The following is a 24,947-nucleotide window of genomic DNA, read 5'->3' as shown; positions in this document are numbered from 1 at the left end:
TAAATGGTCCTCACCCTGAGCCTGTCGAAGGGCGAGGGCCACGCGTGGCCTCCGAACGCCTCCAGCCTCAAACCTTCGACGCGGCGGGCTTGCGGCGCAGGATCATCACCGTGGCGACCAGCAGCAGGCCGCCGACGACCACCGCGGTCAGCCACACCGGATCGGGCTTCCAGTAGCCCAGGTGACGCGCTGCCAGATAGCCAGGAGCCAGGACGGTGATCACCCACACCGGCGCGGTGACGGTGTTGGCGGCGTGGAAGGTCCAGTCGCGCATGCGGGTCATGCCCGCGGCCATCGGCACGAATGGGCGCAGCGGGCCAAGATAGCGGGCCACGGCCAGGGCCAGCACGCCGTAGCGGCGGGTGTAGAGACGGGCGCGGGCCACGGTGCGGCGGTGCTTGGCCAGCACCGGATGGCGCACGGCCCAGGCGCCCATGTGGCGGCCCATCAGGTAGGAGATCGCATCGCCCAGGGCTGCCCCGACGCTGCACCAGACGATCACCTCGACCGGATGCAGCGAGCCGGTGGCGATCAGCGCGCCGGCCGTCAGCATCACCGCCATGATCGGGATCAGCACCCCGACCAGCATCAAGGCTTCGAGCAGGGTGACGACCGCCAGGATCGCGCACACCAGCAGGCGGTGCTCGACGACGAGGCTGTGCAGGCTCTGGAGAAAGGCGTCCATGCAACCACCGTGGCAGGGGATGGTGACGAACAAGTAAGCACCGAACGGCGATCCGCCAACTGCGACGATCGGGCGCGGCGCGGATTTCCCTCCCCCTCGATGGGGGAGGGGCAGGGGTGGGGGTGGCTGCGGCGGCCTGGTTGGCGCCTCGTCCTGAAGCGCTTTCACCCCCATCCCCGACCCTTCCCCCATCAAGGGGGAAGGGGGAGGAGGGAGAAACTACTCCGCCGCGCCGGACAGCACGCGCTCGTAGTCGGCCTGGCTGGCGATGCCCACGTCGAGATCGGTGACCAGGCCGTTGGCCAGCGAATAGACCCAGCCGTGCACGGCCAGGCTCTGGCCGCGGGCCCAGGCGTCCTGCACGAACACGTCCGAGGCGACGTTGCGCACCTGGCGGATGACGTTCAGCTCGCACAGGCGGTTGAGGCGGTCGCGCTCTTCGGGGATGGCGTCCAGCTCGCAGCGGTGCTCGGCGTGGACCTCGCGGATCGGATGCAGCCAGTGATCGACCAGGCCCCGGCGCTTGCCGTCGATGGCCGCCGCCACGCCGCCGCAGCCGTAGTGGCCCACGACCATGATGTGCTTGACCTTCAGCACGTCGACCGCGAACTGAAGCACGGACAGGTAGTTGGCGTCCTGCGGCGGGGCGAGGTTGGCCACGTTGCGGTGGACGAACAGCTCGCCCGGATCGAGGCCCACAATCTCGTTGGCCGGCACGCGGCTGTCGCTGCAGCCGATCCACAGGTACTCGGGGCTCTGCTGGTTCTCGAGGCGCTTGAAGAACTCGGCGTCGACCTCGGTCTTGCGCTTGGACCAGTTGGCGTTGTTGGTTTTCAGATCTTCAAGCATCGGCGGCGTCCGGCTGGAGGCTGGGGTGAGCAGCGGCGAAGGCGGGATGGTCGGCGGCGCGGTCGGCGGCCGCCACCAGGGTCGGATAGGGTGAAAGGTCGATGTCGAACCGGCGCGCGCCGTAGACCTGCGGCACGATGCAGATGTCGGCCAGGGTCGGCGTATCGCCATAGGCGTAGGTCCCGCCGTGGGCGACGACGGCGGCTTCCAGGGCGTTGAAGCCCTCGGCCAGCCAGCGGGCCATCCAGGCGCGGCGCGCGGCCTCGTCCTGGCCGCGGGCGGCCAGCTCGCCGGTGACCCGCACATTGTTCAACGGATGGATGTCGCAGGCCACGACCTGGGCCATGGCCCGCACGCGGGCGCGGCCCAGCGGGTCGGCGGGCAGCAGGGCGGGCTCGGGATGGGTCTCGTCCAGCCATTCCAGGATGGCCAGGCTCTGGGTCAGGACCACGCCGTCGCCGAGGGCGAGCGCGGGGGTCAGCCCCTGCGGGTTGAGGTCGAGATAGGCGCCCTGGCGCTGCTCGCCCTTCAGCAGGTTCACCGGCGCCTGGTCGTAGGCCAGGCCCTTGAGGGCGAGGCCGATGCGGACGCGATAGGGCGCGGCCGCCCGCCAGTAGCCGAACAGCGTCAGGGTCACGGCCGCGCGCTCCCTCTAGACCAGGGTGAAGGCCAGGGCGCCGACGCCGTCGACCTCGCCGGCGATCTCGTCGCCGCGCACCACCGCCGAAACGCCCTCGGGCGTACCGGTGAAGATCAGGTCGCCGGCCGCCAGGGTCCACAGCTTGCTGGCCTCGGCGATGATCTCGGGGATGTTCCAGATCATGTCGGAGACGAGGCCCGTCTGGCGCTGCACGCCGTTGACGGTCAGCCAGATGGCGCCGTCCAGCGTGGCGTCGGCCACCGGGCGGATGGCCGAGATCGGCGCGGAGAAGTCGAAGGCCTTGCCCGCTTCCCAGGGCTGGCCCTTGGCCTTGGCCGCGCCTTGCAGGTCGCGGCGGGTCAGATCGACGCCCACGGCGTAGCCGAACACGTGGTCCAGCGCGTCGTCGACGGCGATGTCGGCCCCGCCCGACTTCAGCGCCACCACCAGCTCGATCTCGTGGTGCAGGTCGGCGGTGCGCGGCGGATAGGGCACGTCGTTCATCAGCGGCGCGATCGCGTCGGCCGGCTTGGCGAAGAAGAACGGCGGATCGCGCTCGTCGCCGCCCATCTCGGCGCGGTGGGCGGCGTAGTTGCGGCCCACGCACAGGATGCGGCGGACGGGGAAGGCCGCCTCGGATCCTTCCACCGGAACCGAAGGCTGGACGGGCGGGGGAAAGGCGTAGGTCGTCATGGCCGCCTGCTTAGACCCAAAACCGCCCGACCGGAACCCCGCCGCAAAAGCGGCGCCGTGGTCGGGAACCGGGCCGCCTAAACGTTCTTTCACTTGCCCAGCCTCTCGCCGTCTTGTCATGTCGGGTTGGGGACTGTTGGCGTTAACAAGACCGGGGGCCGCGAGTACCGATGCTGATCATCGAAAACCTGACGCACGTCTATGGCAACGGCGTGCGCGCCCTGGACGAGGTCAGCCTGACCATCCCGCGGGGGATGTACGGCCTGCTGGGTCCCAACGGCGCCGGCAAGTCCACCCTGATGCGCACCATCGCCACCCTGCAGGCCCCCACCTCGGGCCACATCCGCTTCGGCGACATCGATGTCCTGAAGGATCCGGAGGCCCTGCGCCGCGTGCTGGGCTACCTGCCGCAGGACTTCGGCGTCTATCCGCGGGTCAGCGCCTACGACATGCTCGACCACATGGCGGTGCTGAAGGGTATTTCGGGCCGCAAGGAGCGCAAGGACACGGTCGAGAGCCTGCTGGCCCAGGTCAATCTGTGGAACGTGCGGGGCAAGGCCATCGCCGGCTTCTCGGGCGGCATGCGCCAGCGCTTCGGCATCGCCCAGGCCCTGATCGGCGATCCGCGCCTGATCATCGTCGACGAGCCCACCGCCGGCCTCGACCCCGAAGAACGCAACCGCTTCCTCAACCTGCTGGCCGAGATCGGCGAGAACGTGGTGGTGATCCTGTCGACCCACATCGTCGAGGACGTCTCCGACCTCTGCCCGGCCATGGCCATCATCTGCGACGGCCGCATCGTGCGCGAAGGCGCCCCGGCCGACCTGATCGCCCAGCTCGAGGGCCGCATCTGGAAGAAGACCATCGACAAGGCCGAGCTGGACGACGCCAAGGCGGCCCACCAGGTGATCTCGACCCGCCTGCTGGGCGGCCGCACCATCATCCACGTCCTGGCCGACACCGATCCCGGCGCGGGCTTCGCGCCCGTCACCGGCGGTCTCGAGGACGTCTATTTCTCGACCCTCGCCACCACCCGCTGCGCGGCGTAAGGGGGCGAGCGGCATGTTCGGCAAGATCGCGAGCTTCGAGCTCCGCTACCAGCTGCGTTCCCCGGTGTTCTGGGTGGTCGCCGTCCTGTTCTTCCTGCTGACCTTCGGGTCGGTGACCATCGAGCGGATCTCGATCGGCGGCGGCGGCACGATTCACAAGAACGCCCCGTTCGCCATCGCCCAGACCCACCTGATCCTGTCGATCTTCTACATGTTCGTGACGACGGCCTTCGTGGCCAACGTCATCGTGCGCGACGACGAGACCGGCTACGGCCCGATCCTGCGCACCACCCGCATCCGCAAGTTCGACTATCTGTACGGCCGCTTCGCCGGCGCCTTCCTGGCCGCCGCGATCTCGTTCCTGGCCGTGCCGATCGCCATGCTGATCGGCTCGTTCATGCCGTGGATCGACCCCGAAAAGCTGGGTCCCAACCTGCTGAACGCCTATCTCTACGCCTACTTCGTGCTGGCCCTGCCGACGCTGCTGCTGACCTCGGCGCTGTTCTTCGCCCTGGCCACCGTCACCCGCTCGATGATGTGGACCTATGTCGGGGTGATCGGCTTCCTGGTGCTGTGGGTGGTGGCCGGCATCGCGCTGGACAAGCCCGAGTTCGAGCAGGCCGCGGCCCTGTGGGAGCCCCTGGGCACCGGCGCCTTCAGCCTGGCGACCAAGTATTGGACCGCCAACGAGCGCAACACCATCACCCCCGCCCTGACCGGCGCCCTGCTGTTCAACCGGGTGTTCGTCGTCGTTCTGGCCGGCGGGCTGCTGGCGGCCGCCTACGGCCTCTTCCGCTTCCAGGCCGCCGAGCTGGCCGGCCGCAAGGGCGAGAAGTCCAAGGCCACGCTGCCGCCGCCGGTCGAGATCCTGCCCCCGGCCCCCAAGCCCCTGGCCCAGCCGCGCCACGACCGCGCCACCGCCTGGATCCAGTTCGTCGCCCGCACCCGGCTCGACATGGGCCAGGTATTCAAGAGCCCGGCCTTCTTCGTGCTGCTGGCGCTGGGCCTGTTCAACGCCGCCGGCTCGCTGTGGGTCGCCACCGACGCGGACGGCTATGGCGGCCAGATCTATCCGGTGACCCGCGCCCTGCTGGCGCCGCTGCTGGGCTCGTTCAGCCTGATCCCGATGATCATCGCCATCTATTATGCCGGCGAGCTGGTCTGGCGCGAACGCGAGCGCCGCACCCACGAGATCATCGACTCCACCCCGGTCGGCGACTGGGCCTTCACCGCCCCCAAGATCGCCGCCATCGCCCTGGTGCTGCTGTCGACCCTGCTGGTCAGCGTGGTCGCCGGCGTCGTCAGCCAGATCGGCCACGGCTACTTCCGGCTGGAACTCGACAAGTACCTCCTGTGGTACGTGCTGCCCCAGGCCGTCGATTGGGTCCTGCTGGCCGTGCTGGCCGTGTTCCTGCAGGTGCTGAGCCCGCACAAGTTCATCGGCTGGGGCCTGATGGTGGTCTATGTCGTCACCCAGGTGACGTTCCAGAACCTCGGCTTCCAGCACAATCTCTACAACTACGGCGGCTCGCCGGGCATGCCGTTCTCGGACATGAACCGCCTGGGCGCCTTCTGGATCGGGGCCTGGTGGTTCCGCGCCTACTGGAGCGCCTTCGCCGTGCTGCTGGCGGTGCTGTCCTACGCCCTGTGGCGTCGCGGGACCGAGACCCGGCTGCTGCCGCGCCTGCGCCGCCTGCCCCACCGCCTGCGCGGCGCCAACGGCGTGGTGTTCGGCGTCGTCTTCCTGGCCTTCGCGGGCCTGGGGAGCTTCATCTTCGTCAACACCAACGTCTGGAACGAGTACCGCACCAACCTCGACGACGAGCGCTGGACCGCCGACTTCGAAAAGACGCTGCTGCGCTACGAGACCGCGCCCCAGCCCAAGATCACGGGCATGAAGCTGGACGTCGATCTCTATCCGGGCGAGCCCCGGGCGGTGACCCGCGGCGCCTATGTCTTCCAGAACAAGACCGGCGCGCCGATCAAGGAAATCCACGTCCGCTTCGACCGCGACCTGGCCGTGCGCGCCCTGTCGATCGAGGGCGCGCGTCCCAAGCAGACCTTCGAGCGCTTCAACTACCGGATCTTCGCCTTCGACACCCCGCTGGCCCCAGGCGAGACCCGCCGGATGAGCTTCATCACCGAGCGCAGCCAGAAGGGCTTCAAGAACAGCGACAACGAGCGCCGCGTGGTCGCCAACGGCACGTTCCTCAACAACATGGAGATCGCGCCGATTCTGGGCATGGGCCGCGACGGCCTGCTGCAGGACCGCGCCAAGCGCCGCAAGTACGGCCTGCCGCCCGAGCTGCGGATGGCCAGGCTGGGCGACGTGGCCAGCCGCCAGTTCAACGGCCTGCGCAAGGACGCCGACTTCGTCACCTCCGACATCACCGTCACCACCGACGCCGACCAGACGCCGATCGCGCCGGGCAGCAAGGCTTCGGAGCGGGTGTGGAAGTCGGGGAACCAGGAACGCCGCACCGTGCGCTTCGTGGCCGACGCGCCGATCCTGCCGTTCCTGTCGATCCAGTCGGCCCGCTACGCGGTCTCACGCGAGACCTACAAGGGTATCGACCTGGCGGTCTATTACGACCCGCAGCACGCCTGGAACATCGACCGCATGCGCGGCGCGATGAAGGCCTCGCTCGACTACTACCAGGAGCAGTTCAGCCCCTATCAGTTCAAGCAGCTGCGCTTCCAGGAATTCCCGGCCTATGCCGACTTCGCCCAGGCCTTCGCCGGCACCATCCCCTGGTCGGAGAGCATGTTCTTCATCGCCGACTACCGCGACCCGGAAAAGATCGACATGGTCACCTATGTCGGCGCGCACGAGATCGGCCACCAGTGGTGGGCCCACCAGGTGCTGGGCGCCGACCAGCAGGGCTCGACCATGCTGTCGGAGACCTTCTCCCAGTATTCGGCGCTGATGGTCATGAAGCGGATGTACGGCGAGGCCCAGATCCGCAAGTTCCTGAAGTTCGAGCTCAACAGCTACCTGCGCTCGCGCGGCGGCGACGTGCTCGAGGAGCAGCCGCTGGCCCGGGTCGAGAACCAGGGCTACATCCACTACCGCAAGGGCTCGCTGGTCATGTACCGGCTGCAGCACGAGGTCGGCGAGGCAACGGTCAACCGGGCCCTGCGCAAGCTGATCGCCGACCACGGCTTCAAGGGCGCGCCCTATCCGACCACGCTCGACTTCCTGCGGATCCTCCGCGCCGAGGTCGCCCCCGACAAGCAGGCCCTGGTCACCGACCTGTTCGAGAAGATCACGCTCTATGACCTGAAGACCAAGAGCGCGAGCGTGAAGAAGCGGGCCGACGGCCGGTTCGACGTCAAGCTCGTGGTCGAGGCCAAGAAGATGTACGCCGACGGTCGCGGCAAGGAGACGGACGCGCCTCTGAACGAAGTGCTGGACGTGGGCCTGTTCACCGCCGAGCCGGGCAAGAAGGGCTTCGAGCAGAAGAACGTCGTGGCCATGGAGCGCCGCCCGATCCGGAGCGGAACCCAGACCCTGACCTTCGTCACGCCGGTCGCCCCGCGCTTCGCCGGCGTCGACCCGTACAACTTCGTCATCGACCGCAACGGCGACGACAACGTCGTGAAAGTCGCGGACTAGAGGGGAACAACCTGATCCCCACCCTCGTCATCCCGGAAAGCCCATAGGGCTTATCCGGGACCCAGGGGACCGGGCTCGGCAATTGGCCTCACCACCCAATCGGTCGCCGGCTCAGTACGCCGGCCCCTGGGTCCCGGCTCTCCGCTACGCTCCGGCCGGGATGACGGCCATGATTGCAAAGAAAAACCCCCGGCCTTGCGACCGGGGGTTTTCCACATCAGGACTCCAGAGAGCCCTACTTCATGCCGTTCTACTTCATGCCGTTCTTCAGGCCCTCGGCCATGTTCAGGTGCTCCTGGATCTTCGGCGCGGTCTCGGCGGCGAAGGTCTTGATGGCGGCGTTGTCGCCGTCCTGGGCATAGCGCTGGAACAGATTCAGCGCGGCCTGGTGGGCGTCGACCTGGTCGTCGGCGTACGTCTTGTCGAAGTCCTTGGCGTCGGCCTTGTTCAGGTCGTCCAGCTTGCCCTGCAGGTCGTCGGGCAGGGCGGCCGGCAGGGTGAAGGTCGCGCCCGAGGCGGCGATGGCGGCCTTCAAGCCCTGGCTGGTGGCGGTGTGGGCGTCGATCATGGCCTGGGCGAACTTCTTCACGTCGGCGTTGGTCGAGCGCTTGAGGGCGATCTTGGCCGACTCGATCTCGAACGTGTCGCCGGCGGCGGCCTTGGCCGAGAAGTCGGGCGCCTTGGCCTCGTCGGCCAGGGTCGGGACGGTGGCGGCGGGGTTGGCGTCGGGGGTCGCGGCCTGCTCGGCCGGGGTCGCCGCGCCCTTGGTCTCGTCGGTCTTCTGGCCGCAGGCGGCGAGGCTGAGAGCGGCGAAGGCGGCGCCGACGATGAGGAGCTTGCGGGTCATGGCTGTCTTTCCCTGCGCGTTTTTCTGATGGAAGAAGGTCGGCGTCGCGCGTCGCCGTGTGGCAGGAAGAAGGTTCACGGCCGCGTGATGGTTCCGTGATCGGGGAGAGGAACAAAATGACCCAAGGACCGTTGGCGGGCGTTCGCGTCATCGAGATGGGACAGCTGATCGCCGGTCCGTTCTGCGGCCAGGTGCTGGGCGACTTCGGCGCCGAGGTCATCAAGCTGGAAGACCCCGCGGCCGGCGATCCGATGCGCCAGTGGGGGCGCTCCAAGCCCAAGGGCCTGTCGCCCTGGTGGCCGGTGATCGGCCGCAACAAGAAGTCGGTCACCGTCGACCTGCGCACCGACGAGGGCCGCGCCATCGCCCGCGACCTGATCGCCACGGCCGACGTGGTGGTCGAGAACTTCCGCCCCGGCACGCTGGAGAAGTGGGGCCTGGGCTACGATGCGCTGTCCAGGACCAATCCCGGCCTGGTCATGGCCCGCGTCTCGGGCTTCGGCCAGACCGGCCCCTACGCCAAGCGGGCCGGCTACGCCCTGGTCGGCGAGGCCATGGGCGGCCTGCGCCACATCACCGGCGAGCCCGACCGCAATCCGGCCCGCGCCGGCATCTCGATCGGCGACAGCCTGTCGGGCCTGAACGCCGCGCTGGGCGTGATGATGGCCCTGCACGCCCGCCACGCCACCGGCAAGGGCCAGGTGGTCGACGCGGCGATCTACGAGAGCGTGCTGACGGTGATGGAGAACCTGATCACCGAATACGACCTGACCGGCTACATCCGCGAGCGCTCGGGCGCGGTGCTGCCCGGCATCGCCCCCTCCAACGTCTATCCGACCAGGAGCGGCGAATTGGTGCTGATCGGCGCCAACCAGGACACCCTGTTCAAGCGCCTCTGCGACCTGATGGGCCGCCCGGACCTGGCCGAAGACCCCCGCTATCGCGACCACGCCGCCCGGGGCGTCAACCAGGCCGAGCTCGACGCCCGCATCGCCGCCTGGACCCTCGATCAGGACATCGACGACCTGCTGCCGAAACTGGAGGCCGCTGGCCTCGCCACCGGCCGCATCTACCGCGCCCCCGAAATGCTGGCCGACCCGCAGTTCCAGGCCCGCGAATCGATCGTTTCCGTGCCCCATCCGGTGTTCGGCCAGGTGAAGATGCAGAACGCCTTCCCCCGCCTCACCGACACCCCAGGCGGGGTGCGCTGGCCGGGCCCGACGCTGGGCGAGCACACGCAAGAGGTGCTGACGCAGGTGGCGGGGATGAGCGCCGAGAAGGTCGCCGAGTTGAAGGCGCGAGGGGTGGTTTAACGTCGGAGATCCTCCCCCTCTGGGGGAGGTGGCCCGAAGGGCCGGAGGGGGGCCGTTTTCAGCTTTCGAAACGCTGGCCGATCTGTCTCCCCCCACCGATCGCTACGCGATCGCCTCCCCCACAGGGGGAGGTTCCCGGCTCAGATCACGGACAAGGATTCGGCCGCGCGGCGTGGATCGCGTTGACCGCCTTTTCCAGCTCCTCGGTCCATTCCACATCAAACGCGTCGATGTCGGTCTTCAGCTGGTCCATGCTGGTCGCGCCGATGATGGTGGCGGTGACGAACGGGCGGGCGTCGACGAACTTCAGGGCCAGCTGGGCCGGATCCAGGCCGTTCTGGCGGGCCAGATCCACATAGGCCGTGAACGCCTCGATCGCGCCGGGGCCCTCGTAGCGCTGCATGCGGTTGTAGAGCGCCTTGCGCGAGCCCTCGGGCAGGTTTCCGCCCAGGTACTTGCCGGTCAGCTGGCCCTGGGCCAGCGGTGAATAGGCCAAGAGGCCCACCTGCTCGCGCATGGCGATCTCGGCCAGGCCGTACTCGAACACCCGGTTGGCCAGGTGATAGGCGTTCTGGATCGAGGCGATGCGCGGCAGGCCCCGGCTTTCGCTCTCGGCCAGGAATTTCATCACGCCCCACGGAAACTCATTGGAGACGCCGATGCTGCGGATCGAGCCCTTCTTCACGTGCGCGTCCAGCGCCTCGAGGATGTCGCCGAAGCGCTCGTAGTCGTCGTCATAGTCCTTGTAGGTCTGGCCGCCGAACACCCGCACGGCGCGGTCGGGCCAGTGCAGCTGGTAGAGGTCGAGATAGTCGGTCCGCAGGCGCTTCAGCGAGCCTTCCACGGCCTCGTCGATCTGGGCCTTGGTCTGGCGGGTGCTGGCGCCGTCGGCGCGCATCCACGGCAGGCCGCCGAAGGCCGAGCCCCGGCCGGCGACCTTCGAGGCCAGGACGATGTCCTTGCGACGCCCCGTCTTGGCCAGCCAGCTGCCGATGTAGCGCTCGGTGCTGCCTTGCGTCTCGGCCGTGGGCGGGCTGGCGTACATCTCGGCCGTGTCCCAGAAGGTGACCCCGCGCCCCAGGGCGTAGTCCATCTGGGCGTGGGCCTCTTCCTCGCTGTTCTGCGAGCCCCAGGTCATGGTGCCCAGGCAGCAGCGCGAGACCTGGATGCCGGTGCGGCCGAGTTCGACGTAGTCCATGAAGTCCCCTGCTTGGCTTTGCCCGCCCTATTTAGGACGTCGCGCCGCCAAGGCGAACCCAAACCTCGGGCGCCCGGACATACTTTGATACATTCGCGCCGACCTCGTCTTCCCGCTTGAAGCCTTGCGTAGAAGGCCATTCGATCCGATATTTCACACGTGTCCCCTCGGGGACGTTGAAATAAGGGTTTCCTTCGATGAACGACTTCAACCGCGACTATGCGCGCACGATCCCGGCGGATCGCGTCGACATGTCGGTTGACGCCGGGCTGCGCACTTTCATGCTCGGCGTCTACAACAAGGTGGCGCTGGGCCTGCTGCTGTCGGCCGCCCTCGCCTGGACGACCAGCTCGTTCCCGCCCGTGCGCGACCTGCTGTTCCAGGTGAACGGCAACCGCGTGGGCTACACGCTGCTGGGCATGGTCATCGCCTTCGCCCCGCTGGGCATTCTGCTGTTCTCGAGCTTCGTGATGAAGTCGATCAACCCGCGCACCGCGGGCGTGATCTACTGGTCGATCGTGTCGCTGATCGGCGCGTCGCTCGGCACCGTGGTGCTGATGTACACCGGCGGCAGCGTGGCCTCGACCTTCCTGATCACGGCCACCGCCTTCGGCGCGCTCAGCCTGTTCGGCTACACCACCAAGAAGGACCTGACCGGCTTCGGCAGCTTCCTGATCATCGGTCTGGTGGGCCTGATCCTGGCCTCGATCGTGTCGATCTTCTTCCCGTCGGGCCCGCTGGTCTTCGCGATCAACGCCATCGGCGTGCTGATCTTCGCCGGCCTGATCGCCTACGACACGCAGAACCTGAAGATGACCTACTACCAGGTCGGCGGCGACGCGGCCGCCAAGTCGGTGGCCACCAACTACGGCGCGCTGAACCTGTACCTGGACTTCATCAACCTGTTCCGCTTCCTGCTGTTCTTCCTGGGCGACCGCCGCTAAGGCGCCTTCCAGGCCGAAACGACGAAGCCCCGGCGGATCGCTCCGCCGGGGCTTTTTCGTGGGCGCATGGTCGGTGGGCCGCTAGTCGACGACCTTGAACTTGCCCTTGTCGAACAGCCGCAGAACCTGGGCCAGGTCGTGGCCGCGCTTGAGCACCATGCCGCCCTGGCCGCGCACCAGCCACTGGCCTTGCTTGCGAGCCAGCTCGGGCCACTTCTCGACGCGATAGAGCGGGGCCTCGGCGGCGTGGCGGAAGATCGAGAAGGCCGCGTGGTCGGCCGCGCCGCCCATGCCGTAGTCGCGCCACTCGCCGGCCGCGACCATCCGGCCGTACAGCCGCAGCAGCTGGTCGATCTCGCGCCGCTCGAAGAACACGACGCCGCCGACGGGAGGGGAGACATCCAGGGCCATCGGACGAATCCTAACCCCAAATCAGGCGTTTAAGCGAGCGCGTTGGGCGAAAGTGTGAGCGGTTTCGCCCGCCCAAACGCGCTCTAAACTTTGAGTCTGAGCCTGTTTATCGGGGCCCGGATGTTCCATCCGGCCCCGACAGGCTCAGCCGTCGCAAATCCGCAACATCGTTCGACGAAGCGAAAAGCCAAGCTGAACCAGGCCACGAAATGACCTTGTTTCGGTCGTTCGCCCGCCCGCTTCCCCAGCGAAAAAGTCAGTGTCGGCTGATCGGAGACCCCACGGTCCAGGATCCTGAACAGCCCCCCCAGCCCCCCTTGATCGCGGGCCGGTCGGCCGACAGACCAAATCAAGAGAACCCCTCTCTTAAACTGCAGAGCCCGCGTGGAGCCCCCTCCCACGCGGGCTTTTCGCATCTGGCCCCCCGCCCCTTTTCGACGCGGCTTGCGGAACTGCAAAGATCGCCACAGAGCCGCCCCACCCCGTCGCGAAACGACCCTGATCGCGCCCTTCGTCGGCCGCTTGGCCCCTCGATAGTCTCATGGTCGGTCGATCGGAACGCCTCGCGGTCCGGGATCCTGAACAGCCCCTCCAGCCCACCGGCTCGTGGGCGGCCCGTTCGACCGGCGCGTATCTTCTATCCCCTCCCCTAAAGACCCCGCTTCGCCGATCATCCCCTAAGGCGAGGCGGGGTTTCTTTTGCGCGCCCGCACCGGATTGACACCCGTAAACCCACGCCGTCACAATGGCCGCGAGGGGGAGAGGTCATGATCAAAGGCGGCGGTCTGGCGATTGCGATCATCATGGGCGCGCTTGCTGCCGCCCCGCCGGTCGGCGCAGCGTCGGACCCGGCGCGGGGGTCCGGCTATTTTCCGCCCGAGTTCCGCAAGCCCTCGATCCTCTGCCCGATCTTCAGACGCCAGCCGGTGATCAGCGAGGTCGAAGCCGAATGGTATCCGCGCATCCTGATGGCAGCCGACGAGCCCTCGCTCTACGCTTTGTCGCGTCAGTCGCGTCCGCCGGGCGTGCGGACCTACCGGCTGACCTTCATCCCCACCTTCCACAAGCCGATGATCGTGCGCCTGAACCGCTGGTCCACCGGTGAGACCGAGCTGGTGGCCACGCGGCTGTCCGGGGCGGGCGGCTACGATCCCGGCCTGCCGGAGGAAAACGCCGGCGGGGTTGTGCGCAGGGTGTTGAGCAAGGACGAGGAACGCCGCTTCGAGCATCTGCTGAAGGCCGCATCGAATCTGAACCGGAGTTCCGCCGACTGCCGCTTGGGTACGGACGGGTCGCAATGGATCCTGGAATCCGCAAGCGGCGGGACCTATCGCTATGTGAACCGCTGGTCGCCCGAGCGCGGCGACGAGCGGGCGCTGGGCGAGTTCATGCTCGGCCTGGCCGGCTGGCGGCCGCCAAGGGGGTACTGAGCGAGATCCGCCCTACCGGCTCTTGCCGCCGGGGGGCAGCACGCCCAGCACCCGGCCGCCCTTGGCCCCCTGGACGATGATGGCGGTGGCCAGATCGTCGTCCTTGGCCAGCGCGGGCAGGCGGTACATCTTCGGGCGGCCGGTCCAGGCGCCGATCTTGACGATCTCGCGCACCACGTTGCGGTGAATGATGGTCTGGCCGCGGTTGTCGCCGCGCTTGACGGCGATCTCCTGCTTGCGCGGATCAAAGCGCACCAGCCACACCTCGGCCCCGCCGCGCGGCGACGCGCCCGAGCCGATGGCGACGCGGTTGGTCCCGACGAACTCCATGTCCGGGGCCGGCGGCAGGTGGGCGGCGTCGATCAGCTTCTCGACGGTCTCGGCCTTGGCGCCCGAGGCCTGCACCTTTCCGGCCACCACCACCTGGGGCGTGGGCACGTCCCGCAGGGCGAAGGCCTTGGCGTAGGCGCGCTGGCGCTCGCCGAAGGCCGGCTTGGCGAAGGTGTCCTTCCAGCCGAGATAGTCCCAGTAGTCGACCGAATAGGTCAGGGCCAGGACGTCGTCGCGCTCGGCCAGCTCGGCGGCGGCCAGATTGGCCTTGCCGCAGGACGAACAGCCCTGGGAGGTGAACAGCTCGACCAGCACGGGCGACTTGGCCGCGGCCGGGGCGGCGACGAGGCTCGTCAGGGCGAGGGAAAGAAGAGAGATCAAGGCCGTACGCATGTGCGGCGCACTTAAGCCAAGAAACCGCTGCGTCGCCCCTCACGAGGCCGTGAAATGGCCGCTTCTAGGCCGGGAATCCACACGACAACGATGTCGGGGCCCCGACAAACGAAAACGGCCGGCCCCAGGGGGACCGGCCGTCTCGTATTCAACGTCTGAAGAACGTCGCTGCTTAGTCGGCCTTGGCCAGGTTACGCAGCACGTAGTTCAGGACGCCGCCGTTCTTGAAGTATTCGAGTTCGGTCGGCGTATCGATGCGGCAGCGCACCGGGAAGCGGGCGATGCGGCCGTCGGTCGGGCGGTACAGCTCGACGATCAGCTGCTTGCGCGGGGCCAGATCCGTCAGGCCACGGATCGAGACCAGCTCTTCGCCGGTCAGCTCCAGCTTCTGCCAGCCGTCCTGGATGAACTGCAGCGGCAGCACGCCCATGCCGACCAGGTTCGAGCGGTGGATGCGCTCGAAGCTCTCGGTGATCACCGCGCGGACGCCCAGGAGCTTGGTGCCCTTGGCGGCCCAGTCACGCGACGAGCCGGTGCCGTATTCCTTGCCGGCGAACACGACGGCCGGACGGCCTTCGGCCTGGTACTTCATGGCCGCGTCGTAGATCGGCATCACTTCGCCCGAGGGGAAGTGCTTGGTCACGCCGCCTTCGATCTCCGGGGTGATCTTGTTGCGGATGCGGATGTTGGCGAAGGTGCCGCGCATCATGACTTCGTGGTTGCCGCGGCGGGCGCCGTAGCCGTTGAAGTCGATCGGCTCGACGCCGTGGTTGACCAAGTACTGGCCAGCCGGGCTCGAGGTCTTGATCGAACCGGCCGGGCTGATGTGGTCGGTGGTGATCGAGTCGCCGAACACGGCCAGGACGCGGGCTTCCACGATGTCGGTGACCGGAGCCGGGGTCATCGACATGTTCGGGAAGTAGGGCGGGTTCTGGACGTAGGTCGACTCGCCTTCCCAGGCGTAGGTCTGGCCGCCGGTCACCTTGATGCCCTGCCAGTTCTTGTCGCCCTTGAAGACGTCGCCGTAGCGGCTGGCGAACATCTTCTCGTTGATCGACTTGCGCTGCAGGGCGGCGATGTCTTCGTTCGACGGCCAGATGTCGCGCAGGAAGACGTCGTTGCCCTTCTTGTCCTTGCCGATCGGCTGGGTGTTCAGGTCGATCTTCAGCGAACCGGCCAGGGCGTAGGCCACCACCAGCGGCGGCGAGGCCAGGTAGTTGGCGCGGACGTCCGGGTTCACGCGGCCTTCGAAGTTACGGTTGCCCGAGAGCACCGAGCAGGCGACCAGGTCGTTCTCGTTGATCGTCTTGCTGATGTTTTCCGGCAGCGGGCCCGAGTTGCCGATGCAGGTGGTGCAGCCGTAGCCAACCAGGTTGAAGCCCAGGGCGTCGAGGTGCTTGGTCAGGCCGGCCTTGGCCAGGTAGTCGGTGACCACCTGCGAGCCGGGGGCCAGCGAGGTCTTCACCCACGGCTTGGCCTTCAGGCCCTTGGCGACCGCGTTCTTGGCCAGCAGGCCGGCGGCGATCAGGACCGAGGGGTTGGAGGTGTTGGTGCACGAGGTGATGGCGGCGATCACCACGTCGCCGTGGCCGACGTCGAAGTCCTCGCCTTCCACCGGAGCGCGGAACTCGGGGCTTTCGGCCTTGCCGAACTCACCGACCAGCGACTCGGCGAACTTGCTCGAGGCGTCCGACAGCAGGACGCGGTCCTGCGGGCGCTTCGGGCCGGCCAGCGACGGCAGGACGCTGCCCAGGTCCAGTTCCAGGCTGTCGGTGAAGGTCGGCTCGGCGACGCCGGGCTCCCACCACAGGCCCTGTTCCTTGGCGTAGGCTTCCACCAGGGCGACGCGCTCGGCGTCGCGGCCGGTGCCCTTCAGGAAGGCGACGGTGGCGGCCGAGATCGGGAAGAAGCCGCAGGTGGCGCCGTATTCCGGAGCCATGTTGGCGATCGTCGCCTGGTCTTCCAGGGTCAGGTTGGCCAGGGCGTCGCCGTAGAATTCGACGAACTTGCCGACCACGCCCTTCTTGCGCAGCATCTGGGTGACGGTCAGCACCAGGTCGGTGGCCGTCGCGCCTTCCGGCATGGCGCCGGTCAGCTTGAAGCCGATGACTTCCGGGATCAGCATCGGGATCGGCTGGCCGAGCATGGCGGCTTCGGCTTCGATGCCGCCGACGCCCCAGCCCAGGACCGACAGGCCGTTGACCATGGTGGTGTGGCTGTCGGTGCCGACGACGGTGTCGGGGTAGGCCACTTCGGCGCCGTCAACCTGGGCGGTCCAGACGGTCTGGGCCAGGTATTCCAGGTTCACCTGGTGGCAGATGCCGGTGCCGGGGGGCACGACGCGGAAGTTGTTGAAGGCCGACGAGCCCCAGCGCAGGAAGCGGTAGCGCTCGATGTTGCGCTCGTACTCACGCTTCACGTTGGCGTCGTAGGCCTTGGAGTCACCGAAGTTGTCGACCATCACCGAGTGGTCGATGACCAGGTCGACGGGGTTCAGCGGGTTGATCTTGGCCGGGTCGGCGCCCAGGGCGACCATGGCGTCGCGCATCGCGGCCAGGTCGACGACGGCCGGAACGCCCGTGAAGTCCTGCATCAGCACGCGGGCCGGGCGGAAGCTGATCTCGTGCTCGACCGAGCCCTTGTTTTCCAGCCAGTTGGCGACGGCCTTCAGGTCGGCTTCGTTGACCGAGACGCCGTCTTCGTAACGCAGCAGGTTTTCCAGCAGCACCTTCATCGAGACGGGCAGCGAGCCCGTGCCGGCCAGACCGGCTTCCTCGGCGGCGCGAAGGCTGTAATAGACGTAGGTCTTACCGTCGACGACGAGTTCGCGGCGGGTTTTGAGGCTGTCTACAGACGCCATTTGGAAGGATCCCTTCTCTGTCCACGGCCGCCGGAAAACCACTCCCGGGATCGCGCGATCGAGGCGGACCCACAGCGTCCATCCTCGCGCCGCGTACGCCCCATCCAATGCGGAGGGTGACGGCCGAGCGCTTCTTAGCGCCGGTTACCCACAACGTCCATGCGCGCGGCATGGACTTCCAATGATGAGAGCCGTTCGCATAAAGGGTTTGAGCCTGTCGCGGGGCGAGCGGACCCTGTTTTCGGGGCTGGATCTGGACCTCGAAAGCGGTGACGCCGTGGCCCTCACCGGCCGCAACGGCGCGGGCAAGACCAGCCTGCTGCGAGCCGTCGCCGGCCTGCTGCGCCCCCAGGCCGGAACCATCGGCTTCGAAGGCTCCGAAGGGCGGATACTCGAGGCCGAAGCCGCCCGCGCCGACCACCTGCACCTGGCCGGCCATCACGACGGCCTGAAGAGCGCCCGCACCGCCTGGGAGGAGCTCTTGTTCCAGGCCCGCTGGACCGGTGGGACCGAGGCCTCGGCCCGCGCCGCCGTCCAGCGGCTGGAGCTTGGCCGCCTGCTCGATCTGGAGGTCCGCCGCCTGTCGGCCGGCCAGCGCCGCCGCGTCTCCCTGGCCCGGCTGCTGGCCAGCCCCCGCCCCCTGTGGCTGCTGGACGAGCCGATGGCCCCGCTGGACGCCGCCCACCGCGCCGCCTTCGGCGTGATCCTGGCCGAGCATCTGGCGGGCGGCGGCATGGTTCTGGCCGCCGTGCACGACCCCCTGCCCGTCCCCGCCCGCCTGGTCGAGGTCGGCGCATGAGGGGCTTCGGCGTCCTTTTCCGGCGCGAGTTCGCCCTGGCCTGGGGCCGGGGCGGCGGTCCGCTGCTGGCCCTGGCCTTCTACGCCTGCGTCGTCACCCTGCTGCCGCTCGCCGCCGGCCGCGCGCCCGAACGGTTGGCGAGCCTGGCCCCCGGCATCGCCTGGCTGGCCCTGGCGCTGGCCGCCCTGCTCTCGCTGGAGCGCCTGTTCGAGCGCGACTTCGAGGACGGGGCGCTCGACCTGCTGGCCCTGGGCCCCGCCCCGCTCGAAGCCGTCGCGGCGGCGAAGTGCCTGGCCCACTGGCTGGCGGCCGGCGCGCCGCTGGCCCTGGCCGCCCCGGTGGCGGCGGTGGCGCTGGGCGCCTCGCCGGCGATCATGCCCCTGCTGTTCGTCTGCGCCCTGGCCGGGGGCCTGGCCTTCTCGTTCCTGGGCGGACTGGGGGCGGCCCTGTCGCTGGGCAGCAAGCGCGGCGGCCTGCTGGTGGCGGTCATCGTCCTGCCGCTCTACGCCCCGCCGGTGATCTTCGGGGCCGGCGCGCTGGACGCCTTGAGCGGCGGCCTGCCGTGGACCGGCGGCCTGCTGTTCCTGCTGGCCTACAGCGCCGCGGCGATCGCGCTCAGCCCCCTGGCCATGGCCGCGGCCTGCCGCAACGCCCTCGACTAAAGGCCCCTCGGACCGGAATTTTGCGGCGCCGCACAATGACGCGGCGACGGCGGATTGATTTTTGGACGAAATCGTCCATTTATCCCCCGTCGCGTCCGACAGGCGAACATTGATCCGTCGGACGCCTACCTCCTTTCAGGATTTGGCCATGGCCGAGACGAAGAAGAAGAAGCTGGTTCCGCTGCTGGTCGCCGGCGTCGCCGGCGTGGCCATCCTGGTCGGCGGCGTGTTCTGGTACATCGACAAGCAGCGCTTCGAGAGCACCGACAACGCCTTCGTGCAGGCCGACACCGTGTCGGTCAGCCCCCAGGTCACCGGCTATGTGGCGCAGGTCCTGGTCGCCGACAATCAACGGGTCGAGGCCGGCCAGGTGCTGGCCAAGATCGATCCCTCGACCTTCCAGGCCAAGCTCGACCAGGCGATCGCCAACGCCGCCGCCCTCGACGCCGCCATCAAGAGCGTCGACGACAAGGCCATCCTCGAACAGGCCCTGATCCAGCAGCGCCAGGCGGGCGTCGCCAGCGCCCAGGCCGACGCCGGCCGGGCCCGCGCCGACCTCGCCCGCTACGACTCCCTGGCCCAGCAGGGCTGGGTCTCGCAGCAGAAGGTCCAGACCGAGGCCGCCGGCGCCAAGCAGTCGGACGCCGCCGTCGCCAGCGCCCAGGCCGCCCTCGAGGCCGAGCGCCGCACGGCTTCGTCGCTGGGCTCGGCCCGCGCCCAGACCATCGCCCAGGCCGCCGCCGCCCACGCCGCCGTCGACCAGGCCCGCATCGACCTGGAACGCACCGTGATCCGCGCCCCCGCCGCCGGCGTGGTCGGCGCCCGCACCGTGCGCCCCGGCCAACTGGTGCAGCCTGGCGTCGCCCTGATGTCGGTGGTGCCCCTGGGCCAGAGCTTCGTGGTCGCCAACTTCAAGGAGACCCAGGTCGCCCGCCTGCGCGTCGGCCAGCCGGTCGAGATCAAGGCCGACGCCTTCGGCAAGCAGAAGATCATCGGCAAGGTCGACAGCTTCGCCCCGGCCACCGGCCAGGAGTTCGCCCTGATCCCGGTCGAGAACGCCGTCGGCAACTTCACCAAGATCACCCAGCGCCTGCCGGTCAAGATCGCCGTCGAGCGCACCGGCGTCGGCGCGGCCCTGCGCCCGGGCCTGTCGGTCGAGGTCAAGGTCGACGTCCGCGACCGCTCGGGCGCCTCGTTTGCCGAAGCCGGCCAGGGTTCGGCGCAGGTCGCCCGCGCCTCGACCGCGACCCAGGCCCGCTAAGGGCGCGCCGTCGTGACCGACGCCGCCCTGCCCGCTTCCGCCAAGCCCGCCCCGGCCAAGACCGGGAGCGATGTCGACTGGACCAAGCTGTTCCTCGGCTTCGGGGCCATGGTCATCGGCCAGTTCATGGCCATCCTCGACATCCAGATCGTGGCCGCCTCGCTGCCGCAGATCCAGGCGGGCGTCGGGGCCAGCGCCGACCAGGTCAGCTGGATCCAGACCGCCTACCTGATCCCAGAGGTCGTGATGATCCCGCTGTCGGGATACCTGTCGCGCCTGTGGGGCACCCAGCGGCTCTACATGGCCTCGTGCCTGGGCTTCATCCTGATGAGCGTCGCGACGGGCCTTTCGTCGTCGATCGACATGATGATCCTGACGCGGGCCCTGCAGGGCTTCATCGGCGGAGCGATGATCCCGACGGTGTTCGCCGTGGCCTTCACCGCCTTCCCGCCCGAGCGCCGGATCACCGCCAGCGTCATCATGGGCCTGATCGTCACCCTGGCCCCCACCGTCGGCCCGACCCTCGGCGGCCACCTGACCGAGTGGCTGTCCTGGCGCTGGCTGTTCTTCATCAACGTCCCGCCCGGGATCCTGGTGCTGTTCGCGGTCGCCAAGTGGGGCGACTTCGACAAGGGCGACCCGAGCCTCGCCAAGGGCTTCGACTGGTCGGGCCTGGCCTTCATGGCCGTCTTCCTGATGAGCATGCAGTACGTGCTGGAGGAAGGCGCCAAGGAGAACTGGTTCGAGGACGACCTGATCCTGGGGCTGACCGTCGTGACCGTGGTCACCGGCGTCGTCTTCATCTGGCGCCAGCTGACCTACAGGAACCCGATCGTCGAGCTGAAGGCCTTCGCCAACCGCAACTTCAGCATCGGCGTGATGATGACCGCGATCTCGGGCGCCAGCCTGTTCGGCGGCACCTTCCTGCTGCCGCAGTTCCTCAGCCGCGTGCGGGGCTATTCAGCCTCGGAAGTGGGCACCACCATGGTGGTCTCGGGCCTGTCGATGTTCGCCACCGGACCGATCGCCGGCCGCATCGTCCGCAAGGTCGATCCGCGCATCCCGATGTGCATCGGCTTCCTGCTGGCGGGCTGGGGCATGTACATGGCCCACGGCGTGACCAAAAACTGGGGTTTCTGGGAATTCGCCGGGGTCCAGGCTTGTCGCGGCGTCGGGGTCATGATCGCGATGATCGCGACCCAGCAGATCACGATGAGCACCCTGCCCCAGCACATGGTCAAGAACGCCTCCGGCCTCGTGAACCTGTCGCGCAACACCGGCGGCGCCATCGGCCTGGCGTTGCTGGCCACCAGCATCACCCAGCAGACCGCCCTCTATTTCAGCGACATGTCGTCGAAGGTGGCGAACGGCGGCGAGGCGGCGACGATGATGGCGGGCCTGGCCGCGCGCATGCAGCAGCTGGGGGTCACCGACCCCGACGGCGCGGCGCGCAAGGCGATCGGCAACATGATGAACCAGCAGGCCACGGTGCTGGCCTTCGGCGACAGCTTCACCCTGCTGGCCTACGGCTGTTTCGTCGCCGCCGCCGTCAGCCTGCTGGCCGCCCCGCCCAAGGTCATCCCCCCGCCCCCATCGGACGCCCACTGATGCCCAGGATCGCCGGACAGATCGACGTCGCCAAGACCGAAGCCATCCTCGACGCCGCCGTCGAGGTGATCGGCCAGCGCGGCCTCTCGGCCCCCATGGAGGAGATCGCCCGCCGGGCCGGGGTCTCCAAGCAGACGGTCTACAACCACTACGGCTCCAAGGCCGAGTTGGTGAAGGCGCTGATGGCCCGCCGCGTGGCCCGCATCACCGCCCCGCTGCGCGAGCCCGGCGCCATCGACAACCCGCGCGAGGCGCTTGAGGCCTTCGCCCGCTCGATGCTGGAGACGGTGATCACCACCAACGGCTATTCGGTGCTGCGGGTGATCATCCAGGGCGCGGGCGAGATGCCGGACGTGGCGAGCGAGGTGTTCGAGGCCGGGCCCCGCCAGACCCGCCGCCAGCTGGCCGCCTTCCTGGAGACCGAGACGAGGCTCGGCCGCCTGGCCGTCGACGAACCCGAGCAGGCCGCCGAGTTCTTCGCCGGCATGGTGCTGGGCCACAGCCAGCTGCGCGCCCTCCTGCGCCTGCCGTCCGACCGCACCCCCGAACAGTTCAACGCCCTGGCGGCGGCGGCGGCGGCGCGGTTCATGCGGGCCTACGCGCCTTAGTCGCCTTGCAAGCCAGCCGGGATGTCGCGCTGACCGTGGAGCACCCGCCAGACGTCCACGTGATCATCTCGGTCGAAGTAGAAGATCAAGTAGGGGTAGCGTTTTAGCTGCCAGGTTCGCAGGCCGGGTCGTCTCAGGATGTACGCGTAGCGCGGTGAACCTGCGGCTGAGCGATCGCTGATGATCCGATAGGCCTCACGCAGAGCTTCAGCGAAGCCGAGGGCAGTCGAAACGCCCGCCTGAGATAAATACCAGCTCACAGCCGCCTCGACATCGGCTTCGGCCTCAGTTCGGGGGATGACCGGCTTGAAGCTCACTGTCCCTTCAGGATCCGAGCCCGAAGATCGTTGAAATAAGCTTCATCGGCCACCCGGCCTGGAGGCGACATCTCGCCTTTCCGCAGCAGCGCATTCAGCGCCTCACGATCCTGCTCCTGACGGATAAGGTCGCGCACGTATTCAGCCTCGCCCTCATAGCCTTGAGCAGCGGCCTGCTCCTCGACAAAGGCCTGGAGCGTCTCGGGTAGAGCGATGTTCAGTGTGCTCATATCTCTAAGCTAACACTACCGAAGCCCACGAAAAAGCCCGGCGGATCGCTCCGCCGGGCTCGTTCGTCAGCCTGAACCGAAAGCGATCAACCCTCGGCTTCGTCGGGCATGCCCATCATGTGGAAGCCGGCGTCGACGTGGACGACTTCGCCCGTGGTCGAGCGGCCCAGGTCCGAGACCAGCCACAGGGCGGCGCCGGCGACGCCTTCCATCGAGGTGTCTTCCTTCATGGCGCTGAAGGCGCGGCCCTGGGCGATCATGCCGCGGCCGCCGGCGATGCCGGCCAGGGCCAGGGTGCGCATGGCGCCGGCCGAGATGGCGTTGCAGCGGATGCCCTTGGGGCCGAGGTCCCGGGCGATGTAGCGGGTCGCCGCTTCCAAGGCGGCCTTGGCCACGCCCATGGTGTTGTAGTTCGGGATGGTCCGCTCCGACCCCAGATAGGTCATGGTGATCAGCGAGCCGCCGTTCGGCATGATCTTGGCGGCGCGCTTGGCGACGTCGACGAAGCTGAAGGCCGAGATGTTCATGGCCGTGAGGAAGCCCTCACGGGTGGTGTTGTCGACGAACGAGCCCTTCAGCTCGTCCTTGTTGGCGAAGGCCACCGAGTGGACCACGAAGTCGAGCGTGCCGAACTTCTCCTCGACGGCGGCGAAGGCCGCGTCCATCGAGGCGTCGTCGGTGACGTCGGCCGGGATCAGGGTGTTGACGCCGATGCTTTCGGCCAGCGGGCGCACGCGGCGCTCCAGCGCCTCGCCCTGGTAGGTGAAGGCCATCTCGGCGCCCTGGGCGGCCAGCTGGCTGGCGATGCCCCAGGCGATCGAATTGTGGTTGGCCACGCCCATGACCAGGCCCTTCTTGCCCGCCATCAGCTCGCCCTTGGGGAATGCGTAGTCGTCGGCCATCGGTCGGCTCCTTGGATCTTGGATCGCTGGTTAGCAGGCGGGCTTCCGCTTCGGAACCCGCCTGCCCCGGCGTGTCTGGAAAAGGCTCAGTCGACCTGGCCGAAGATCAGCGTGCCGTTGGTGCCGCCGAAGCCGAAGCTGTTGGACATCACCGTGTCGAGCGGCTTGTCGGCGCGCTCGCGCAGGATCGGCAGGTCGGCGAACTCGGGGTCGAGGTTCTCGATGTTGGCGCTCTCAGCGGCGAAGCCGTTCTTGAGCATCAGGATCGAGTAGATCGCCTCCTGGGCGCCGGCCGCACCCAGGCTGTGGCCCGTCAGCGACTTGGTCGACGAGATCAGCGGCGCCTTGTCGCCGAACACCTCGCGCACCGCGCCCATCTCCTTGCTGTCGCCGACCGGCGTCGAGGTGCCGTGCGGGTTCAGGTAGTCGATGGTCCGGCCGCCCGCTTCCGCCATGGCCAGCTTCATGCAGCGGGCCGCGCCCTCGCCCGACGGCGCGACCATGTCGTAGCCGTCGGAGTTGGCGGCGTAGCCGATCAGCTCGCCATAGATCTTGGCCCCGCGCGCCTTGGCGTGCTCGTACTCCTCGAGCACCACGACGCCGGCGCCGCCGGCGATCACGAAGCCGTCGCGGTCCTTGTCGTAGGCGCGGCTGGCCACGGCCGGGCGGTCGTTGAAGTTGGTGCTCATGGCGCCCATGGCGTCGAACAGGTTCGACAGGGTCCAGTCCAGCTCCTCGCAGCCACCGGCGAAGACGATGTCCTGCTTGCCCAGCTGGATCTGCTCGGCGCCCGCGCCGATGCAGTGGGCGCTGGTCGCGCAGGCCGAGCTGATCGAGTAGTTGATCCCGCGGATCTTGAACCAGGTCGACAGCACCGCCGACGGACCCGAGCTCATGGCCTTGGGCACCGCGAACGGACCGATCCGCTTGGGACCCTTCTCCTTCGTCGTGGCCGCGGCCTCGACGATGACGCGGGTGGACGGACCGCCCGAACCGACGATCAGGCCGGTGCGCTCGTTGGAGATGTCGCTCTCCTCGAGGCCGGAATCGGCGATCGCCTGCTCCATGGCGATGTGGGCGTAGGCCGTGCCGGGCGCCAGGAAGCGGGCGGCGCGGCGATCGACCAGGCCTTCCCACTCGATCTGGGGCGCGGCGTGCACCTGGCAGCGGAAACCGAGTTCCGCGTACTCCGGCGCGGCGACCACGCCCGACTTGGCCTCGCGCAGCGAAGCCAGCACCTCGTTGGCGTTGTTGCCGATGGACGAGACGACGCCCAGTCCCGTGACGACGACGCGACGCATA

At 68.4% G+C, this 24,947-nt stretch carries 23 protein-coding genes; 10 read left to right on the top strand and 13 right to left on the bottom strand.

Going from position 1 to position 24,947, the window contains the following annotated elements; genetic code table 11:
• Positions 1-67: 67 nt before the first annotated feature.
• The 4 genes from DDF62_RS21425 to DDF62_RS21410 all read right to left on the bottom strand — a co-directional run bounded on the left by DDF62_RS21425 (position 68) and on the right by DDF62_RS21410 (position 2,867).
• Entirely contained in the window at positions 68-685 is a 618-nt protein-coding gene (locus DDF62_RS21425; protein WP_101720328.1) for a DedA family protein, read from the bottom strand.
• 219 nt (positions 686-904) lie between these two features.
• The gene (locus DDF62_RS21420; RefSeq protein WP_116490976.1) at positions 905-1,534 is read right to left on the bottom strand and encodes a carbonic anhydrase; all 630 of its coding nucleotides are present in this window, start codon (positions 1,532-1,534) and stop codon (positions 905-907) included.
• A complete protein-coding gene (maiA, locus tag DDF62_RS21415; RefSeq protein WP_116490975.1) occupies positions 1,527-2,171 on the bottom strand; it encodes a maleylacetoacetate isomerase in 645 nt (214 codons plus the stop codon). The genes DDF62_RS21420 and maiA overlap by 8 nt, the downstream gene beginning before the upstream one ends.
• A gap of 15 nt (positions 2,172-2,186) precedes the next feature.
• On the bottom strand, positions 2,187-2,867 hold the full coding sequence (locus tag DDF62_RS21410; RefSeq protein WP_116490974.1) for a fumarylacetoacetate hydrolase family protein: 681 nt from the start codon (positions 2,865-2,867) through the stop codon (positions 2,187-2,189).
• 170 nt (positions 2,868-3,037) lie between these two features.
• On the opposite strand from DDF62_RS21410, the gene DDF62_RS21405 reads away from it, so the two are divergent.
• Together DDF62_RS21405 and DDF62_RS21400 are read left to right on the top strand one after the other, a co-directional pair.
• Positions 3,038-3,916: an ABC transporter ATP-binding protein gene (locus tag DDF62_RS21405; RefSeq protein ID WP_101720332.1), complete on the top strand. Its 879-nt coding sequence runs from the start codon at positions 3,038-3,040 to the stop codon at positions 3,914-3,916.
• Between the two features lie 13 nt (positions 3,917-3,929).
• Positions 3,930-7,532 (top strand): ABC transporter permease/M1 family aminopeptidase, encoded by a 3,603-nt coding sequence (locus DDF62_RS21400; protein ID WP_116490973.1) that lies wholly within the window; start codon positions 3,930-3,932, stop codon positions 7,530-7,532.
• 250 nt (positions 7,533-7,782) lie between these two features.
• Here the strand turns inward: DDF62_RS21400 and DDF62_RS21395 are convergent, their stop codons facing one another.
• Positions 7,783-8,379, bottom strand: a complete 597-nt coding sequence (locus DDF62_RS21395; RefSeq protein WP_116490972.1) for a DUF4142 domain-containing protein — start codon at positions 8,377-8,379, stop codon at positions 7,783-7,785.
• Between the two features lie 116 nt (positions 8,380-8,495).
• On the opposite strand from DDF62_RS21395, the gene DDF62_RS21390 reads away from it, so the two are divergent.
• Positions 8,496-9,692 carry a CaiB/BaiF CoA transferase family protein gene (locus tag DDF62_RS21390; protein WP_116490971.1) on the top strand — a complete coding sequence of 399 codons (1,197 nt, stop codon included), beginning with the start codon at positions 8,496-8,498 and terminating at the stop codon, positions 9,690-9,692.
• A 145-nt stretch (positions 9,693-9,837) separates the two neighbouring features.
• Here the strand turns inward: DDF62_RS21390 and DDF62_RS21385 are convergent, their stop codons facing one another.
• Entirely contained in the window at positions 9,838-10,890 is a 1,053-nt protein-coding gene (locus DDF62_RS21385) for an aldo/keto reductase (RefSeq protein ID WP_116490970.1), read from the bottom strand.
• Between the two features lie 197 nt (positions 10,891-11,087).
• Here DDF62_RS21385 and DDF62_RS21380 point away from each other — a divergent pair, with 197 nt between their 5' ends.
• The gene (locus tag DDF62_RS21380) at positions 11,088-11,834 is read left to right on the top strand and encodes a Bax inhibitor-1/YccA family protein (RefSeq protein WP_101720337.1); all 747 of its coding nucleotides are present in this window, start codon (positions 11,088-11,090) and stop codon (positions 11,832-11,834) included.
• 81 nt (positions 11,835-11,915) lie between these two features.
• Here the strand turns inward: DDF62_RS21380 and DDF62_RS21375 are convergent, their stop codons facing one another.
• Positions 11,916-12,245: a DUF2794 domain-containing protein gene (locus DDF62_RS21375; RefSeq protein ID WP_116490969.1), complete on the bottom strand. Its 330-nt coding sequence runs from the start codon at positions 12,243-12,245 to the stop codon at positions 11,916-11,918.
• A 767-nt stretch (positions 12,246-13,012) separates the two neighbouring features.
• On the opposite strand from DDF62_RS21375, the gene DDF62_RS21370 reads away from it, so the two are divergent.
• The gene (locus DDF62_RS21370) at positions 13,013-13,675 is read left to right on the top strand and encodes a hypothetical protein (protein ID WP_116490968.1); all 663 of its coding nucleotides are present in this window, start codon (positions 13,013-13,015) and stop codon (positions 13,673-13,675) included.
• Between the two features lie 12 nt (positions 13,676-13,687).
• Here the strand turns inward: DDF62_RS21370 and DDF62_RS21365 are convergent, their stop codons facing one another.
• Together DDF62_RS21365 and acnA are read right to left on the bottom strand one after the other, a co-directional pair.
• On the bottom strand, positions 13,688-14,398 hold the full coding sequence (locus DDF62_RS21365; RefSeq protein ID WP_116490967.1) for a DUF1223 domain-containing protein: 711 nt from the start codon (positions 14,396-14,398) through the stop codon (positions 13,688-13,690).
• Positions 14,399-14,570: 172 nt separating this feature from the next.
• Entirely contained in the window at positions 14,571-17,258 is a 2,688-nt protein-coding gene (acnA, locus tag DDF62_RS21360) for an aconitate hydratase AcnA (protein WP_116490966.1), read from the bottom strand.
• A 181-nt stretch (positions 17,259-17,439) separates the two neighbouring features.
• On the opposite strand from acnA, the gene ccmA reads away from it, so the two are divergent.
• The 5 genes from ccmA to DDF62_RS21335 all read left to right on the top strand — a co-directional run bounded on the left by ccmA (position 17,440) and on the right by DDF62_RS21335 (position 22,196).
• Positions 17,440-18,057 carry a heme ABC exporter ATP-binding protein CcmA gene (gene ccmA / locus DDF62_RS21355; RefSeq protein WP_116490965.1) on the top strand — a complete coding sequence of 206 codons (618 nt, stop codon included), beginning with the start codon at positions 17,440-17,442 and terminating at the stop codon, positions 18,055-18,057.
• Entirely contained in the window at positions 18,054-18,719 is a 666-nt protein-coding gene (ccmB, locus tag DDF62_RS21350) for a heme exporter protein CcmB (protein ID WP_116490964.1), read from the top strand. The genes ccmA and ccmB overlap by 4 nt, the downstream gene beginning before the upstream one ends.
• A gap of 142 nt (positions 18,720-18,861) precedes the next feature.
• On the top strand, positions 18,862-19,980 hold the full coding sequence (locus tag DDF62_RS21345; protein WP_165832328.1) for an HlyD family secretion protein: 1,119 nt from the start codon (positions 18,862-18,864) through the stop codon (positions 19,978-19,980).
• Between the two features lie 12 nt (positions 19,981-19,992).
• Positions 19,993-21,588, top strand: a complete 1,596-nt coding sequence (locus DDF62_RS21340) for a DHA2 family efflux MFS transporter permease subunit (RefSeq protein ID WP_116490962.1) — start codon at positions 19,993-19,995, stop codon at positions 21,586-21,588.
• The gene (locus DDF62_RS21335; protein ID WP_116490961.1) at positions 21,588-22,196 is read left to right on the top strand and encodes a TetR/AcrR family transcriptional regulator; all 609 of its coding nucleotides are present in this window, start codon (positions 21,588-21,590) and stop codon (positions 22,194-22,196) included. The genes DDF62_RS21340 and DDF62_RS21335 overlap by 1 nt, the downstream gene beginning before the upstream one ends.
• Here the strand turns inward: DDF62_RS21335 and DDF62_RS21330 are convergent.
• The 4 genes from DDF62_RS21330 to fabB form a co-directional block, all read right to left on the bottom strand.
• Complete coding sequence (locus DDF62_RS21330; RefSeq protein ID WP_116490960.1) at positions 22,193-22,513, bottom strand: type II toxin-antitoxin system RelE/ParE family toxin; 321 nt, start codon at positions 22,511-22,513, stop codon at positions 22,193-22,195. The two genes, DDF62_RS21335 and DDF62_RS21330, sit on opposite strands and share 4 nt — an antisense overlap.
• Positions 22,510-22,743, bottom strand: a complete 234-nt coding sequence (locus DDF62_RS21325; RefSeq protein ID WP_116490959.1) for a ribbon-helix-helix domain-containing protein — start codon at positions 22,741-22,743, stop codon at positions 22,510-22,512. The genes DDF62_RS21330 and DDF62_RS21325 overlap by 4 nt, the downstream gene beginning before the upstream one ends.
• An 86-nt stretch (positions 22,744-22,829) precedes the next feature.
• On the bottom strand, positions 22,830-23,645 hold the full coding sequence (locus tag DDF62_RS21320) for an enoyl-ACP reductase FabI (RefSeq protein ID WP_101720348.1): 816 nt from the start codon (positions 23,643-23,645) through the stop codon (positions 22,830-22,832).
• 86 nt (positions 23,646-23,731) lie between these two features.
• The gene (gene fabB, locus DDF62_RS21315; protein WP_116490958.1) at positions 23,732-24,946 is read right to left on the bottom strand and encodes a beta-ketoacyl-ACP synthase I; all 1,215 of its coding nucleotides are present in this window, start codon (positions 24,944-24,946) and stop codon (positions 23,732-23,734) included.
• Between the last annotated feature and the right edge of the window lies 1 nt (position 24,947).

The sequence above is a fragment of the Caulobacter radicis genome (assembly GCF_003094615.1).
GTDB lineage: Bacteria > Pseudomonadota > Alphaproteobacteria > Caulobacterales > Caulobacteraceae > Caulobacter > Caulobacter radicis.
This window is presented reverse-complemented; position numbering and strand designations above follow the sequence as displayed.